At 61.0% G+C, this 15,769-nt stretch carries 15 protein-coding genes; 2 read left to right on the forward strand and 13 right to left on the reverse strand.

All coding sequences use genetic code 11. The annotated features are described in order from the left end of the window. Positions 1 to 6: 6 nt before the first annotated feature. The 3 genes from NKI52_RS14430 to NKI52_RS14440 form a co-directional block, all read right to left on the reverse strand. Positions 7 to 942 carry an ABC transporter permease gene (locus NKI52_RS14430; protein ID WP_023674310.1) on the reverse strand — a complete coding sequence of 312 codons (936 nt, stop codon included), beginning with the start codon at positions 940 to 942 and terminating at the stop codon, positions 7 to 9. A gap of 207 nt (positions 943 to 1,149) precedes the next feature. Further along, entirely contained in the window at positions 1,150 to 2,115 is a 966-nt protein-coding gene (locus NKI52_RS14435) for a sugar ABC transporter substrate-binding protein (protein ID WP_031211128.1), read from the reverse strand. Between the two features lie 102 nt (positions 2,116 to 2,217). Then, positions 2,218 to 3,261: a sterol desaturase family protein gene (locus NKI52_RS14440; protein WP_023674312.1), complete on the reverse strand. Its 1,044-nt coding sequence runs from the start codon at positions 3,259 to 3,261 to the stop codon at positions 2,218 to 2,220. Positions 3,262 to 3,456: 195 nt separating this feature from the next. Between NKI52_RS14440 and NKI52_RS14445 the strand changes: the two genes are divergently transcribed. Further along, positions 3,457 to 4,491: a LacI family DNA-binding transcriptional regulator gene (locus NKI52_RS14445; RefSeq protein WP_023674313.1), complete on the forward strand. Its 1,035-nt coding sequence runs from the start codon at positions 3,457 to 3,459 to the stop codon at positions 4,489 to 4,491. Positions 4,492 to 5,140: 649 nt separating this feature from the next. Beyond that, positions 5,141 to 5,404: a hypothetical protein gene (locus tag NKI52_RS14450; protein ID WP_023674314.1), complete on the forward strand. Its 264-nt coding sequence runs from the start codon at positions 5,141 to 5,143 to the stop codon at positions 5,402 to 5,404. A gap of 1,148 nt (positions 5,405 to 6,552) precedes the next feature. Here NKI52_RS14450 and NKI52_RS14455 read toward each other — a convergent pair. The 10 genes from NKI52_RS14455 to NKI52_RS14500 all read right to left on the reverse strand — a co-directional run bounded on the left by NKI52_RS14455 (position 6,553) and on the right by NKI52_RS14500 (position 15,768). Next, positions 6,553 to 7,620, reverse strand: a complete 1,068-nt coding sequence (locus tag NKI52_RS14455; protein ID WP_352571235.1) for an ABC transporter ATP-binding protein — start codon at positions 7,618 to 7,620, stop codon at positions 6,553 to 6,555. Further along, positions 7,620 to 8,408 carry an ABC transporter permease gene (locus NKI52_RS14460; protein ID WP_023674318.1) on the reverse strand — a complete coding sequence of 263 codons (789 nt, stop codon included), beginning with the start codon at positions 8,406 to 8,408 and terminating at the stop codon, positions 7,620 to 7,622. Before NKI52_RS14460 ends, NKI52_RS14455 begins: the two co-directional genes overlap by 1 nt. Further along, complete coding sequence (locus NKI52_RS14465) at positions 8,408 to 9,277, reverse strand: ABC transporter permease (protein ID WP_031211130.1); 870 nt, start codon at positions 9,275 to 9,277, stop codon at positions 8,408 to 8,410. The genes NKI52_RS14460 and NKI52_RS14465 overlap by 1 nt, the downstream gene beginning before the upstream one ends. Before the next feature lie 68 nt (positions 9,278 to 9,345). Beyond that, a complete protein-coding gene (locus NKI52_RS14470; protein WP_031211132.1) occupies positions 9,346 to 10,407 on the reverse strand; it encodes an ABC transporter substrate-binding protein in 1,062 nt (353 codons plus the stop codon). A 39-nt stretch (positions 10,408 to 10,446) separates the two neighbouring features. Beyond that, the gene (locus tag NKI52_RS14475) at positions 10,447 to 11,433 is read right to left on the reverse strand and encodes a PfkB family carbohydrate kinase (RefSeq protein ID WP_023674321.1); all 987 of its coding nucleotides are present in this window, start codon (positions 11,431 to 11,433) and stop codon (positions 10,447 to 10,449) included. After that, on the reverse strand, positions 11,430 to 12,464 hold the full coding sequence (locus NKI52_RS14480) for an ADP-ribosylglycohydrolase family protein (protein ID WP_352644415.1): 1,035 nt from the start codon (positions 12,462 to 12,464) through the stop codon (positions 11,430 to 11,432). Before NKI52_RS14480 ends, NKI52_RS14475 begins: the two co-directional genes overlap by 4 nt. Before the next feature lie 27 nt (positions 12,465 to 12,491). Next, positions 12,492 to 13,217 carry a GntR family transcriptional regulator gene (locus NKI52_RS14485; protein WP_023679209.1) on the reverse strand — a complete coding sequence of 242 codons (726 nt, stop codon included), beginning with the start codon at positions 13,215 to 13,217 and terminating at the stop codon, positions 12,492 to 12,494. 411 nt (positions 13,218 to 13,628) lie between these two features. Further along, entirely contained in the window at positions 13,629 to 14,402 is a 774-nt protein-coding gene (locus NKI52_RS14490; RefSeq protein ID WP_023679208.1) for a hydroxymethylpyrimidine/phosphomethylpyrimidine kinase, read from the reverse strand. After that, the gene (locus NKI52_RS14495; RefSeq protein WP_023679207.1) at positions 14,393 to 14,998 is read right to left on the reverse strand and encodes a thiamine phosphate synthase; all 606 of its coding nucleotides are present in this window, start codon (positions 14,996 to 14,998) and stop codon (positions 14,393 to 14,395) included. Before NKI52_RS14495 ends, NKI52_RS14490 begins: the two co-directional genes overlap by 10 nt. Next, positions 14,995 to 15,768, reverse strand: coding sequence for a thiazole synthase (locus tag NKI52_RS14500; RefSeq protein ID WP_352644413.1), 774 nt, complete (start codon positions 15,766 to 15,768; stop codon positions 14,995 to 14,997). The genes NKI52_RS14495 and NKI52_RS14500 overlap by 4 nt, the downstream gene beginning before the upstream one ends. Position 15,769 lies beyond the last annotated feature (1 nt).

The following is a 15,769-nucleotide window of genomic DNA, read 5'->3' on the forward strand; positions in this document are numbered from 1 at the left end:
TGTCCCTCACGCCTTCTTCGCCGAATAGCTGAGAGCCAGCTGCCGGAAGGTGTCGTTGGTGAGCACCGCGATCAGCAAAAGTGCGCCGATGATGATGCTTCCCATGTTAGGATCGATACCGGTGAAGTAGATTCCCTGGTTGACGACTGAGAAGGTGATCGTGCCGAACACGATGCCGACGATTGAGCCGAAGCCGCCGGTAAGCAGCACGCCCCCTATAACCACGCACATAATGGAATTGAAGATGAAGGACCCGCCTGCCAGAACCTGCGCGCTTTGGTAGACCATCACCTGGCTGACCCCGACGAAAGCGGCGCTAAAGCCGCTGAACATGAACAGGCCGATTGTAAGCCGGTTGGTAGGAATACCGACGTTGCGCGCGCTTACCTTGTCACCGCCGAGTGCATAGATCCAGTTGCCAACCGGCGAGACGTGCAGCATCCAGAATGCGCTGACGATGAAGGCCAGCCACCAGAGAATTGTGACTTGGAACATGCCGCCGAGATACTGGCCAAGGATCGCCTTGGTGAGAGCGTCCGGCACCAACGATACACCGGTGCTGCCGGCGATCATGACGGTGAGGCCAAGCGTGAGGCCCATCGTGCCGAACATGGTCCCTATGGTAATGATGAGGGACGGGATGATGGTTCGCGTCACAAACAAGCCATTGATGAATCCGACGGCGAGGCCCATCCCGAGCGCAGCCAAGATGCCGAGCCAATCTGGTAGGCCATAGTGGCCGGAGATGATGGCGGCGGTCAGAGAGGCGGCGGGAATGATAGCGCCAACCGATATGTCCAGTTCGCCGGCAATCATCAGCAATCCTATCGGAAGGGCGATAATGCCGATCTCAGCCGCGACGTTGAGCCAGCTGGCCGTACCGGCTGCTGACAGAAAGCCACTGCCACCGAAAAGTCCGAAGAAGAGGAAGACTGCGGCCATGCCGAGGAACGAGCCCGCCTCGGGCCGGCGCGCCAGACGGCCGAGCGCCGGTGCATGACGAGCGGGCTCTGACGTTGGGGCTGCGGGAGATATCACTGGATGCGCCGTCATAATGGATCCGCTAGCAAGCGGGCGGCCGAACGCGGTCGCCACATTACAGGGATGGAAGGGCCGCTCGCTTCTTCGCGAGCGGCCTTGGTTGAGGACTTAGCGCGTCCCAGCCTTCACGCCCGCAATGGTGGCCTCGACAGTGCTCTTGTCGATTATGCCGGGGCCGGTGAGAATTTCGCGGGTCGGCACGGTCAGGCCGTAGTTCACCTTGCCATTCAGAATCGCGACGGCGAGGTAGCCCTGCAGGTATCCCTGCTGGTCGATGGCGCAGGCCTGTTTTCCCTCCTTCACGTTATTCAGGATGGTCTCGTCGAAGTTTATGCCGCAGAGCTGAACCTTGCCGTCTTTCCCGGACTGCGTGATGCCGTTCATGGCGGAGTTGGCGTCAACGTTGCCGATGGTGAACACGGCGTTCACGTCCTGATGTTGCAGCAGATAGGCCTTTACCGCCTGGGCCACAGCTGTAGCCGAGCCGAAGGACGTGGCGGGCAAGGGCAGGACGTCGGCTTCGCCGCCGCCATTCTTCATCCCTTCTTTGAAGCCACCACAGTAAGCCTCGATATTGGCCGCACCCGGGAGGGTGTTAATGCAGACGCCTTTCTTGCTGCCGGCCTTGGCGAGATACTCGCCGCCGGCGACGCCGCCTTTGTAGTCGTCAGAGCCAACATAGTTCATGGCGCCGAGGCGATCGGCCGCTTTCAACCCGCCGGCATTGTAAATCACTAGGGGAATGCCAGCATCCACGACTGCCTTGAACGCAGGGTCCATCGCTTCCGGCACCCAGTCTGGACCGACAATGGCGTCGGCCTTCTGGTCGATTGCCTGGCGGATCAGTTCGGCGGCGTCCACGCCCAGATTGTCGTAGTTCTGGGGCCCGAGCCAGGTGACCTTGCCACCCTGGGCTTCGACCACCTTGCCCGCGTCTTCGGCGCCGCGTTTGACGATTGACCAGAACGGGTCGTCCGGCTTGCCGCCGATGACGAAGATGTTGGCGGCAAGCGTCGCGCCAGTGCTAAATGCTGTCAGCACCGTTGCCGACACGAGTGTCTTGAATAACGTCACAGTCGTCCTCCCAGGTTTCACCCGCCTCGCGGGTGTTGAAATTAAGTTCTACTGTCCCGCCCGCCCGCTCCTCTCAGGCACATGCGGGACGGTGTCGTTCCGTCACTCTGCCGGCATGTCAGAGGCCGCGCCGCGGGCTTCCTGCTTGGCGCGCCGCCTTTCCTTCTTTTTGAGGAAGCGCGTCTTCATCGCGTCGTCGGCTTCCTTGCTACCGTCGTGCCAAGTACCGAACAGCTTATCGAGGGGCACGAGGCCATCACCGCCGTAGTTCACCTCGAAGTACTTATGGTGCAGGTAATGCACGTAGGAATGGCTATCGAGATTCATCTTGTCGGTGAGTTCGAATGTCTCGAAGCCAAGATGGCCGTTGACTGCGCCGAAACCGGCGCCGTGCAGCGTGAAATAGGCACAGACCGGGTTGGATGGGATCAATAAGTGCAGCCAAGCCTCGGCATGGTACAGGAAACCCTCGACCGGATGCATGGACAGAGACGACCACGGGCTCGGGTTGATCGAGTTGTGGTGGACCGAATGCACCCATTTATAAAGGGGTGGCCAATGGATCGCGCGATGCAGCAGAAAGAAATAAACCTCGTGCACAAACGGTCCGATCAACACCAGGAAGGACAAGTAGAGCCAATTGGTTGTCCAGGGCAGCCAGGCCGCCCAGCTGTTGGCATAGACCCACAGCATCATGATCTCGACCACGGTCCACAGCGGGATGGTCACAAAGAAAGACCGCAGGAAATTGTCTAGGTTCTGGCGCTGGAACCAGAAAACGTCGGACGGCACATCAGACGGAAATTTCGCATTGTATTTGAAGCGCGTCCCCTGCCGGCGATGAACGTAGTAGCGCAGCTCGAAGAAACCATAAAACAGGAAAATGCCGGCGGCGTTCAGACCGTATAGCCAGAAATAGTTGAGTAGCGACAAGCTTGCGAGGCTCTGCCAGCTCGGGATGAGCAGGTTGACCCAAAGGATCGCTGTGGCGATGTGGAAAGCGTTCCATGGCCAAAAAAAATCGGGAATCCAGGCAACCACCTTTTTTGCATTGAACGGACAATGCCACAACGGCGCCGGCTCTGCACGGCGGTGCGGTGCCCAATTGCCGCGTTTGTCGCGTGTTCCATACTGAAGGTCATCCATCGTAACAGCACCTCCTTGCCCGGATCAGTCGTGTGCTTGCGGGTCCAGTCGCCCCGGGGCTCATCATCAAATTGAGCCCTTGCTCGGCACGTTTTATATCGGAGGGTTGATATTTGTAGAAGTCGAAAATAATATCAAAATGACATTTGTATCATTTAGCTTCAATCATGATGATACAAAAGAGGGTTAACATTCATGAAACGGCCGACAATTCGCGATCTCGCTACCGCGGCAGGCGTATCTACAGCGACTGTAAACAGAATTCTGAGTGGGACCGTTTCCGTACGCCCGAAAACCGTTCAACGCGTCCAAAGCGCGGCGGAAGAAATAGGGTTTTACGCTATCGGAGCGATTGATAACCGGGCCCGTCAGCTATCGCCCCAGTACCGATTAGGTTTCCTGCTCCAGCAGTCCACCCGCGACCTCTACCAGCTGTTCGGGAAGAAAATCGTCGGCGCCTGTCGCGATCGTCGGGACGAGGTGATTGAACCTGTCGTCGACTTTGTGGATCTGCTGACGCCAGAGACTATCTCGAGCCGCCTCATCGCACTCGGCGACGCATGCGATGCCGTCGCGGTGGTCGCCGCAGATCACCCGATCATTGGTCAGGCCATCCGTTCATTGAAGGAGATGGGGAAACCAGTCGTTTCTTACATTACGGACCAATCAGCGCCGGAACGGGCGGCGTATGTGGGCACCGACAACTGGAAACTGGGGCGCACTGCAGCCTTCCTGATTACCCAAACGACCCATGGTCCTGGTCGCATTGCGGTTTTCATAGGGAATCATCGGTATCAATGCCAAGACGTCGCAGACGCTAGCTTTCGCTCCTACTTGCGCGAGCACGCTCCAAGGCTCACGGTGGAGGAAAGTCGCCCCACCCACGAGGAATCGAGCGAGGCTTACCGAATGGTGGCCGAGTTGCTGAAGGCGACTGACGATCTTGTGGGAATTCTGATCGTCGGCGGCGGAATAACCGGTGTACTTCGCGCACTGAGGGAGGTTCCTTCCGAAAGGCGGTCGGGGATCAAGTTGGTTTGCCGTGACATTGGCCCCGAGACCCGAAAGGGATTATCTGAAGGGTTGATCACCGCAGCCCTTTGTCATCCGCTGGAGGCGATCTCTGCACTTCTTGTGCAGACAATGATTGATGTCATGGGACCACAAGCACCGTTCGCTACGCTTCAGCGGTCCATACCTTTCGAAATAGTCACGCCGGAGAATATTTGAGACAAATATCTCGGCGGATGAATCAGGAGATCCCTCGGGATAGCTCAACCGGTGCAAGCTTCAGACTGCCAATTCGCGCTTCCAGCAGTGAACGCGCAAATGCGCATCCCGACCCCGACCGTATCGATCCGTCAAGCGGTCGACCGCAATGCTTCGCCGCCGAGGTCGCGGTAAAGAATGATGGGCCCAGCAACTGTCAGATCGCCAACGTTGGCAAAGCATCGTCAGCTAGCGGTCAGCGTCAGCCATCAACTTTGTGATCTGAACGGCACCAAAGGCTCCTTTTCGACGAGCCGCCGTCGTACGACATACCTTGCCTAGACACAGGTTGTGAAAACGCGTGATAAGGTCGGCCCGCGCTAGACTCAAAGATGGCCCGGGGCACCAGAAGATGGCACACCGCATGTGCAACGCAATGCTTGGCTTCGCGGCGCTTGCTTTAGCCGCGTGCCAATCGGCTCCTGAAACGCCGTAACCCGCCACTCTCGAACCTGCGTTAGAACCTGATAGTATTCCTTCACAACCTGCCTTGGATCCTGGCGCTGTTCCTTCCGGCTCAGCGATCTTAGATCAATCCGTGGCGGTCACTCCCCCTGGCAAGGGCGTTCCAACAAAGTATGCTGCTTTTTCGGGTCTATGGGCCGGACAATTGGACGGGATCTATGACGCCAAACTTGCCGTTCAGACGATTTCTTCCAATGGAAAGGTGACGGTCACCTATGCGTGGGGAAATCTGGGCGACAACTATCCGGGAGAGGCCGCCGGCGCTGGAAGAATTGTAGGGAGCACGTTGAAGCTTGAGCGCTTACCGAATGGCGCGGACGTCAGTTTTGTCATGCGGCCCGACGGGGCCCTGGCCGGAACCGTTACGCTTGCCGGCCAGACCTACACGGGCGCGTTCCTCAAGCAATAATCAAAGACGCATCTGAAGGGCTATGCAGAGGGCCAGGCGACTGTTCCATATTGCAGTTGCCTGTTGTTACCGGAGTGGAGGGCCGTTCAAGGCCCAAACTGGTCGTCTACGACACTGGCGGACATCTTCTGGTTGGACAGCAGCAGGATGTTCGCATCGCAGTTCGCAGGTTCCTAGCTGGCGCCGGCCTCATCTCGTCATCCGACAGACCAAGACGGTGATACAACATCCGCTTGGGGCAGTACCGCTTCACAGCTCGTTCGTTGCTGTCGCCGATCGAAGGAACAATCGCACGGGGAGGGGCAGCGCATCATGCCGGCGCTCGCCTTCGTAGCCGGTTGTGAGCTAAAAGATTGATATGATCCGGGACTAACCGTTTCATAGCCTAGGCGCGGCTCCGATTTGTCTTTCGGGACCGCGCTGGAGACAGTTCCGGTTGAACGGCAATCCAAATCTGTTCCCCTCTTTTTCTTGACCGTGCCTGACAAGTCGGGGCAGGCTGACGTGACTTCTGTTCTGACCACCATCTTCTTCTCGTGCGCAACGGTGGCGGTGGATCCGGCAATCACAATTGCCGCACAAATAATCGTCAATCTCATTGAATTTCCCCCTTAGAGCGCACCGCAAAAAATGTCGTCGGCTGTCTTGAGACAGTGGCGGAGACGGTACTCGCGCTTGGCCGGTCGATGCGGCTTCCGGCTTGATAAGATTGTAATTACATTAGCTACAGCGCAAGTAATCATTTCGGACTAGGAACGGGCTCACGCGCCTACCACCTTGAAAGCCCTTCGATGGAAAGCGGCTGAGCTGCGGCGAAAAGGGGGGCGTTTCAGCCTTTTCCGTCATGCTCCGCTAAGGGCCGACGGTGCCAAGACCTATAACGCCATAGAGGGCTCGGAAGGCCCATCGGCTTCGCCGTCGATCTGCCGCGCTGAGGTCGAGCCGTGCATGAATGCGCCGAAGATGCTGCGCCCCATGCCGGCAATGCCGTGGCCGAGGAACCAGAGCCGGTAAAGAAGGAAGGCATGCCCATCGTCACCACGACGCGAGAGGTGCGGCCGCGAAGCAGCGTCTTGGTAAATCCGCCACCCTTGCCCGGATAGGCCACCGCGGCAACGCCGACGACAAAATCGACGGTGATTGTCAATCTAACCCGCCGCGATCAAGACCGTGCTTTCTGGCGACCAGCTCAGCACGACGTCCTGACCTTCCGCCAGCCTGCCAGCGCCGGTGTTCTGCACAATCACCTTGAGTGTCTGGCCGGCACGCTCGACAAAGTAAGTGCTGCTATTTCCGGCGAAGATGCGTTTGGACACTTGCCCTCGCAGCACATTCGCATTGGCCGCATCCGGAGCCTCGGCATCAATGAAGATGCGGAGGCGTTCGGGCCGCACGGCGCAGCTTGCCTTGGCACCAGCGGCAAGCTTGGCACCCGCGCCAGCGGCAATCGCTGTGCCGTCCGGCAGTCGGATGCCGTTGCCCGTGCTGTCGCCGCGAAGGATGTTGGCGTCGCCCAGGAAAGTGGCGGCAAACTCGCTCTTCGGCCGATCGTAGATCTCCTCGGGCGAGCCTTCCTGCACCAGCTTGCCATCGCGCAGAATGCCGATGCGGTCGCTCATCGTCAGCGCTTCTTCCTGGTCGTGGGTGACGAAGATGGTGGTGATGCCGATCTCGCGCTGGATGCGCTTGAGCTCGATCTGCATGTCGACGCGCAGCGCCTTGTCCAGCGCGCCGAGTGGCTCGTCAAGCAACAGCACGCGCGGCCGGATGACGATCGCGCGAGCGAGCGCAACCCGTTGGCGCTGGCCGCCGGACAGCTGGTGCGGCCGGCGGCCGCCGAGCCTGCCGAGTTGCACGAGGTCGAGTGCGCGCTGTACCTCGCTGGCAATCACTGCCTTGGGCTCGCCGCGTACCGACAGGCCGAAGGCGACATTGCCGGCAACACTCATGTTGGGAAACAGGGCGTAGTTCTGGAACACCATGCCGATGCGCCGTTTTTCGACCGGCACCCGCTCGACGCTCTCACCACCTATGGTGATGCGGCCGGAATCGGGAAAGTCGAAGCCCGCGATTTGTCGCAGCAGCGTGGTCTTGCCGCTGCCTGACGGCCCGAGCAGGGCATAGAAGCCGCCATCGGCGAAATCGATGGAGACATCGTCCAGCGCCTTATGGGCACCGAAAGCGCGCGACACGTTCGCTACTTGGACGCCAGCCATTATTTCTCTCCGCCGAATTTGAAGAAGCGCGCCGTCAGCAGCATCAGTGCCATCGACACGACAATGATGATCGTCGAGACCGCATTGATCTCGGGTGTGAATCCCTTGCGGATCGCGGCGTAGATTTCGACCGGCAGCGTCGTCTGGCCGGGCGTCGACAGGAAGTAGGATACGACGAACTGGTCGAAGGACACGGCGAAGGCGAACAGCCCGCCGGCAATGACGCCCGGCATGATCCAGGGCAGCGTGACGCGGTTCGTCACCTGCCATTGATTGGCGCCGAGCGAGCGCGCCGCCTCTTCCAACTCGGGCGCGAAGGTCTGCAGTCGGGCCGACACGACGACAATGACGTAGGGCAGCGCAAGCGCGACGTGCCCGAGCAGGATGGCGAACAGGCCGCGCCCAATGCCGACGCCGAAGAAGAAGATCAACATCGCCGTGCCGGTTATCAGCCACGGAATGGCGATTGGCGGAAACAGCAGCGCCTGCAGGAATTTCTTGCCGCGAAACTCATAGCGGTAGAGCGCAAGTGACGCGGCCGAGCCAAGCACGACGCAGATGATGGTGCTGATGACTGCGATTTCGACGCTGTTCCAGGTGGCTGAGATAAGCTGGGCGTTCTGCCACAGCGAGACATACCATTCCGTCGTCCACTCGAACGGCAGCTGGTAGAAGGGCGAAACGTTGAAAGACATCAGGGCCATGATGACGATGGGCACATAGAGGAAGGCGAGCAATAGCCAGATGTAGAGGCGGCCGAGCCATTCGAGAACACGTGTCGTCGCCATCACGTAGCCCTCCGCAGCACCGGCGAGGCAACCGCCAGGATGACCAGCACGACGGCCAACAGGATAAAGGAGAGCGCAGCACCCAGCGGCCAGTTGAACACTGCGACGAACTGGTCCTCGATGACAGTGCCGTAAAAGGTGCCGGTACGGCCGCCGAGGATGCGCGGTTCCATGAACGAACCAACAACCGGGACGAAGATGAGCGCTGCGCCCGCCACCAGCCCCGGCAACGACAGCGGAATGATGACCCGATTCAGCACCTGCAGCCGCGAGGCACCGAGCGAGCGCCCGGCCTCTATCAGCGAGTCATCGATGGCCTGCAGGGTCAAGTAGCAGGTCAGCACCATGTAAGGCACGTAGGAGTGCACCAGCCCGATGATGACCGCCGGATAAGAATACATCAGGTCGATGTTGATCTTGAACGGCAGCACGGCGTTGAGCGCGGTGTCGAGAATGCCTCCTTCACGCAGCACCATCGCCCAGGAGAAGATGCGCACAAGCCCATTCGACCAGAACGGCAGGATGACGAGAAGGAAAATCGCCTCTCGGCTGCGGCCTTTCAGCACCTTGGCCAGCACATAAGCGGCGGGATAACCGATGACGATGCACCACAGCGTCACCTCGAGGCCGAGGCGCAGCGAGGCCAAAAGCAATGTCAGATAAAGGCTTTGTGAAAAGAAGGCGGCATAGTTTTCGAGCGTGAACGCCCACGGCTTTCCCGACAGCGGCAGGTCGGTCATGAAGGAGAAGAAGACCATGGCTGAGAGCGGCAGGAAGATCGCAACCGTCAGCCAGAGATAGGCAGGCGCCAGCAGTGGCAAGGCCGATCTCAATCCGCTGCGCGACGCGGCCGCAACCTGTGCTGCCATGACATCCACCTCCCAGGATGGGAAAGCATCAGCCGACATGGATGGTCGGCTGATCCCGGCTTCTGCTGTTACTTCACGTCGACCTTGAGCTGCTGCCAGAGCGACAGATAGGTTTCGCGCTGGGCGTCTGTGATCGGCGCCTGGAACTGAATGCGCTTGGCGACTGCCGGGTCACCCATCACCTTGCGGTTGAACGCATCCCCGGGAAGTGCTTCTACAGCCTTGGTGTTGGCGGATACCGGGGCTCCGACCTTGGTGACCCATTCGACATAGAACTTCGGGTCGATCATGTAGTTGATGAAGGCCTCGGCGCCGGCGACATTCTTGGAACCGACCGGAATGGAGAAGGCGTCGAGCCAGGCGACAGCGCCCTCCTGCGGGATCACGAGCGCGACCGGCAGCTTGAAATGGGTCTTGGCGCGGTCGGCCGAGCCGCTCCAATAGGTGCCGATGTCGATCTGGTTAGAGGCAGCCATCTGGTTCCAGTCGTTCTCCGAGCTCCAGAACGTCTTGATCTGCGGCATCAGCGAGGTGAGCTTCGCCTTGACCGCCTCGATATCCTTGATGTCGTTGATGTTCTGGCCGGTGGCAATGGCGCCGAACTGAACCGCCTCGACGGCATCATCACGGATGGTGACGCGGCCTTTGTGAGCGGGATCCCACATTTCGGCGATGCTCGTCGGCGGCTTATCGAAGGATTTTTCATTGATGGCGAGCGCCGTCAGCCCCCAGACCCACGGCACGCCATAGACCTTGCCGTCATGGACGAGCATCGGCGATCCGGCCTTGTCCTTGCTGATGTCGGGAAAGTTCGGCAGCTTGGACGTGTCGATCGGCTGGATCAGCTTTTCCGCCATCGCCTGGTCGTTGAAGGCGGCGTTGATCATGACGACATCGTAAAGGCCGGGATTGGTCCTGAGCTTGGTCAGCATCTCCTGTTCGGAATTGAAAAAATCGTTGACGACCTTGTTGCCGGTCGCCTTCTCGAAGGCTTCGATGGCCCACGGCTCGTCGGCGCCGTAGCCCTTCCAGTTGAGTACGTGCACCTCGTCGGCCTTGGCGGCAAATGCGAGTGCGGAGGTGAAGACGGCGGTCGCCGTCAGCAGGGCAGTCAAGTCGGGCATGCGCATGTTCGTTCCTCTCTGTGTTTGCCCGCTTCCCGGGCTTTGTCAGGCTGTCGGGCGTTTGGCCTCTTGCTTCCGGCCATGGAGGCCGATCGGCGGACCGCCGGCATGGCTTAGGAATGTCTGGATCTCGTGGTCGGTCGGCGCTGATGAACCACCGTGGCGGGTGACGGAAATGGCCGCCGCCGCATTGGCGTAGCGCGCTGCTTCAAAAGGCGGCACGCCGCGCGCCAGCGCACTCACGAAAGCGCCGATATGGGTGTCGCCGGCGCCATTGGTGTCGATGGCGTCGACCTTGAAGCCGGCACTCGTTTGCGCCGAGCCATCGGCCAGCCGTATGTGGCAGCCTTTCGCTCCGGCGCGAATAACGACGCCGACGGCCTTCGGGGAGTGGTCGCTAAGAAGCCGTGACGCGAGTGTCTCGACGCCGCCCGGACCGGCAATCGCGGCCGCTTCCGTCGTGTTGCAGCTCAACCAGTTGGTGCGGGCGAGTATCCGCGACAGGATAGGGCGGGGAATGTCGACGACGACAGGTGTCGGGTCGAGGACAAGCGGTGTGTCGGCCGGAAGTGCCTCGATCCAGTCGACAAGCGCGTCTCGGCTTCCCGGATAGCTAAGCGTATAGCCGGAGGTGAACACCCAATCCCCCGGTGCGACCGAGACGGGCGCCATCATGTCAAGGCTGAGCAAGCTCTCCGCACCAGGCCACGAGACGAAGGTGCGCTCGGCATCGCTGCTGATCATGGCGACGCAATTGCCGCTGTCCATGACGGGCGATGGCGGCGTCAGTGTCTCGATCCCCTCACTGGCTAAGGCCGTGCGCAGGAAGTCGCCATTGGGTCCGCTGCCGAGCTGGCCGCCGAACACCACCTTCATGCCGGTGCGGCTGGCCGCGGCCATCATGTTGAAGCCGCCGCCGGCGACTTGCGTGTAGCTCGACGCCGTCTTCTCCGTACCCGGCGCCGGCAAGGCGTCGATGCGATAGACATAGTCGACCACCGTGCTGCCGACATGGACGAGACGCCCACTCATGCCGCCGCATCCTTGCCGGGACCGGTCCTGTCCGCACGGCGCTTGGATATACGGGCCGCAACAAGGTCGGCGGTGAGCGCGCCAACCGCCGCTATGTCGATGCCCTTGAGGTCAGCAATGCGGTTCTGAGGCAATCGGGAAAAGCCGGTGCAGGCGCCGGCCATGCCGGTCGCGATGGCGCCGATCGTATCGGTGTCGCCACCGAGATTGGCACTAATCACCGCCGCTTGCCAGGGATCACCGCCGGCGATTTCCAGCACCGCGAATGCAGCCGGAATGGACTCCTGACTGGCGACGCCGGTGCCGACCAGATCGGTGATCAGCCGGATCGCGTCCTTCGTCGCCTTGCCGCGCACAAGCTCCTGCGCCCACCCAATGCGCGCGGCAATGTCACCGCCGGTCACCCAATGGCCGAGCGTTGCTCCGCCCCTCGCCGCGGCGATGGCGCTGTCGGAAGCGGCGCGCCAGTCGCCGCCGGCGACGCCGCGGCTGACGGCCGCCGCAACGGCGGCTGCGGCCGCAATGGCAATCGAGGTGTTGTGCGTGGCCCGGCAGGTCTCGGCAACTTTGGCGACCAGCGCGTCCAGCGGCTCTGGCGGCATCATGATGCCGACCGGCGCAATGCGCATGGCCGCACCATTTGTGTCGCCGCTGCGCCCCGCTTCCTCGGCCGGCACGCCATTGTTGATGGCGTCGATGGCGCGTTTGGTCGATGGTCCCAGCAGATCGTAGCTGCCGCGCGCTTTGACGTCGCGCTCCCAGTCGAGCAGCGCGTTGACCCACCGCGTATGATCGAAGCGGTTACCGGATTCGACCAGGATACGGCCAAGCAGAAGCGCCTGTTCGGTGTCGTCGGTGATCGTTCCAGCGGGAAGCCCCTTCGACACCGGATGGTCGGCGAAAGGAGCAATGAAGCCCTCTACATGGGCGTAGAGTTCGGCAATCCGGGCCGGCGACAAAAGCTGCGTCGGCATGCCCAGCGCATCCCCCAGTGCCCCGCCGACAAGCGCCCCCATGGCCCGATCAGTCATATTCCCGGTGTTGTCGTCCGGCATCACTCAGAACCTCATATGCAGCGCAAAATGCGCCGGGTTGAGCAGGCTGGTCACATATTCGATCGGCCGGTCATCGGCGGCGCGGGTCAACCGGCGACCGCGAAGGAACGGCGTGCCTTGCGGGCAACCGAGGATTGCAGAGTCCTCGGCGTTGAGCATTTCGATGCCGACCCATTCCTCGCCATGGTCGGGAATGAGGCCCGCGCCGCGCAGCGTCTGGTGCAGCGAGCCTTCGCGCAGGCCGCGCAACGGCACATCCTCCAGTTCCGGCGATAATGGCAGGCGGCTGCGCTCGATGGAGATGGCGTGGCCGTCGCTGGCATTGGTGCGCACCCGGTCGACAGCGATGAAAAACGGGTTTTCTATACCAAGCAGTGCGGCAAGACCGGGGTCCTCGATCACCTCGAGCCGCAGCGTCCGCGTCTCGGCGTTGGCGCCGGCGTTGGCGAGCGCCCGCGACCAACCGATGGAGTCATCAACGGGCTTGCCATCGAAGGTGACGAAAGAGCCGATGCCGACTTTGGTGGTGATCAGCCCGCGGTTGGACAGTTCCTCGAGGCCTTTGCGGACGGTGTTGCGGCTGACGGAGAAACGCTGGACGAGCTTGTTCTCGCTTTGCAGCCGGTCGCCGAAGCCGAGAACACCGGAGCGGATTTCATGTTCGAGAACGGTGGCGATCTGTTCGGGTTTGCCCGTGCCGGGAGACAGTTGAACCGAGCGCCGCTTCATATGGTACCTGTTCAGTGAGCCTGTATAATCCTGTTCATATCACGGCAGGCTTGTCAACGAGTGCCGCATGGAGCAGTTCGTGATCCCGAGTCCGGTTCAACAGGACGGCATAAGGAGCGTCAGCCTAGCGCCGCCGCAGCCGAGACGCGGGATCGACCGCTCCCGTCGAGGGGCGTCGTTTAGCAGGAGCTCGCGACCAAGGTGAATTCCAGGATCGCAGTCGGATGTGGGGAAAGGATGCCACACAACGCACTAGATACGGCGCACGACGGCCGCCTCGCCATCGTTGATCTCGCGGTCGCCGCCTGGCGAGGCCGTCAAACTACTCCTGTCGAGTGAGGTGAATTACGAAGGGAAATTACCAGCCCGGACCCGCGAGAGGCAGGCGTGTCTTTCGAGAGTTGGAAAATCTTACAAGTTTCGTCGGTCTGCTGCATTCTTCTTAAACATGGCCAAGACAAGCCGCTTGCCTTCGCGCACACTGTCTTCGAGCGGCTTCGCCTTCGCCAGATGCGCCGCAATCGCGCTAGCCAGCATGCAACCCGTCCCGCGCATTGATGCGACAAGACGAGGTGCGTCGAAGCGGATTGGTTCTTGATCCGAACGCAACAGAATATCGGTTGATCGAGGTCCTGATGCGTGGCCCCCTTTGATCAGCAGGCCCGGCACGCCGGCTGCCAGCAATTTCCGTCCCAGTCTCACCGCGTCGCTCTCGTCGGCTGGCGGTTCCGCACCAACAAGGAGCGCCAGCTCGAGGAGATTGGGGGTCACAAGGCAGCAAAGCGGCATCAGATCGCGCCTCATGGCAGCGATGGCACCTGCTTCCAGAAGCCCCCGGCCGGAGCTCGAGGCCAGCACCGGATCGAGCACTGCCGGCACCTGCGGATTTTCGCGCAGCACGCCGGCAATGGCAACGACGATCTCAGCCGTTGCGAGCATGCCGATCTTAATTGCCGCCACCTTGTTGGCCTGCAGCGCGGCGCACATCTGATCGGCCACAAGATCGGGCTGCGAAGGATGGATTTCCATCACGGCTTCGTGCGTCTGCACCGTCAGCGCTGTGACAGCCAGGCAGGTGCGCACGCCAATGGAAGAGATCGTCTCGATATCACGTGCAATTCCAGCCCCACCGCTGGAGTCTGATCCGCCGACCACGAGCACATGCGGTTCTCGCCTCAGCGCCATGGCTTTGTCTTTTCGATCCATTCTCGCGTGCGCGCTTCGGGATCGGCATTCAACGTGATGTCGGTGACCACCGCCGCGCTGTCCGCACCAGCCTCGAAGACACCGTCGAGCCGGTCGGGGTTGAGGCCGCCGATGGAGACCAATGGGATCGGCGCCACCCGATACTTCCACTCGCTCATCCGCTCGAGCCCTTGCGGCGCCCATTTCATCTGCTTCAGGATGGTGGGATAGATAGGGCCGAGCGCGATATAGTCGGGCTCGGCAGCGATCGCCGTTTCCAGTTCGAGATGATCGTGCGTGCTGAGCCCGAGCTTCAATCCGGCGTACTTAATCGCCAGCAGGTCGGCCGCGGCCAAATCCTCTTGGCCGAGATGGACGAAGTCGCAGCCTTCCTCAATGGCGAGCCGCCAATAGTCGTTGACGATCAGTTGGCAACCATGGACCGCGCAGACGTCGTTCGCGCGGCGGATTTCCGTCCGCAGCGTGGTCTCGTCCCTATCCTTGATGCGCAACTGAACCAGCTTGACGCCAAGTGGCACCAGCCGTTCGATCCAGGCGGCGCTGTCGACGATCAGGTAGAAGGGATCGAGCTTCATGAGAAAACCGCCCTGCCGAATGTTGGTGTCGATGGCACCGCGACGTCGCGGGGTTCGAGCATCCCCGAGCTGAAAGCTTCTCGACCGGCCTCGACCGCCTTGCCGAACGCACACGCCATGCCGACCGGATCGGCCGCCTTGGCGACCGCTGTGTTCAGGAGCACAGCATCAAAGCCGAACTCCATGACTGTTGCCGCGTGCGATGGCCGTCCGAGACCAGCATCCACGATCAGCGGGACATCAGGGAAATGTCCGCGCATCGAGCGCAGCGCCATGATGTTGACCGGCCCGAGGGCGGAACCGATCGGTGCGCACCAGGGCATCAAGACCTTGCAGCCCGCCGCAAGCAGCCGCTCGGCGACGACAAGGTCGTCGGTAGTATACGGGAACACCGCAAAACCGTCCTCGCACAGGATGCGGGCGGCTTCGAGCAGACCGAACACGTCCGGCTGCAGCGTGTCGTGATTGCCGATCACTTCGAGCTTGATCCAGGGCGTGCCGAAGACTTCGCGCGCCATTTGTGCGGTCGTGACCGCTTCCTTGACGGAGTGGCAGCCAGCAGTGTTGGGCAGGATTCTGACACCAAGCGAGCGGATCAACGACCAGAATTTTTCGCCAGCCCTGCCGCCTGCCATTTCACGGCGCAACGAGACGGTCACCACCGAGGTGCCCGACACCTTGACCGCGTCGGCAAGGATGGCCGGCGAAGGGTATTGAGCCGTGCCCAGAAGCAGGCGAGAAGGAAGCGTCGTCCCGAGAAGGTCGAACATG

It is taken from the genome of Mesorhizobium sp. M0590, from assembly GCF_040320905.1.
Taxonomy (GTDB): Bacteria; Pseudomonadota; Alphaproteobacteria; order Rhizobiales; family Rhizobiaceae; genus Mesorhizobium.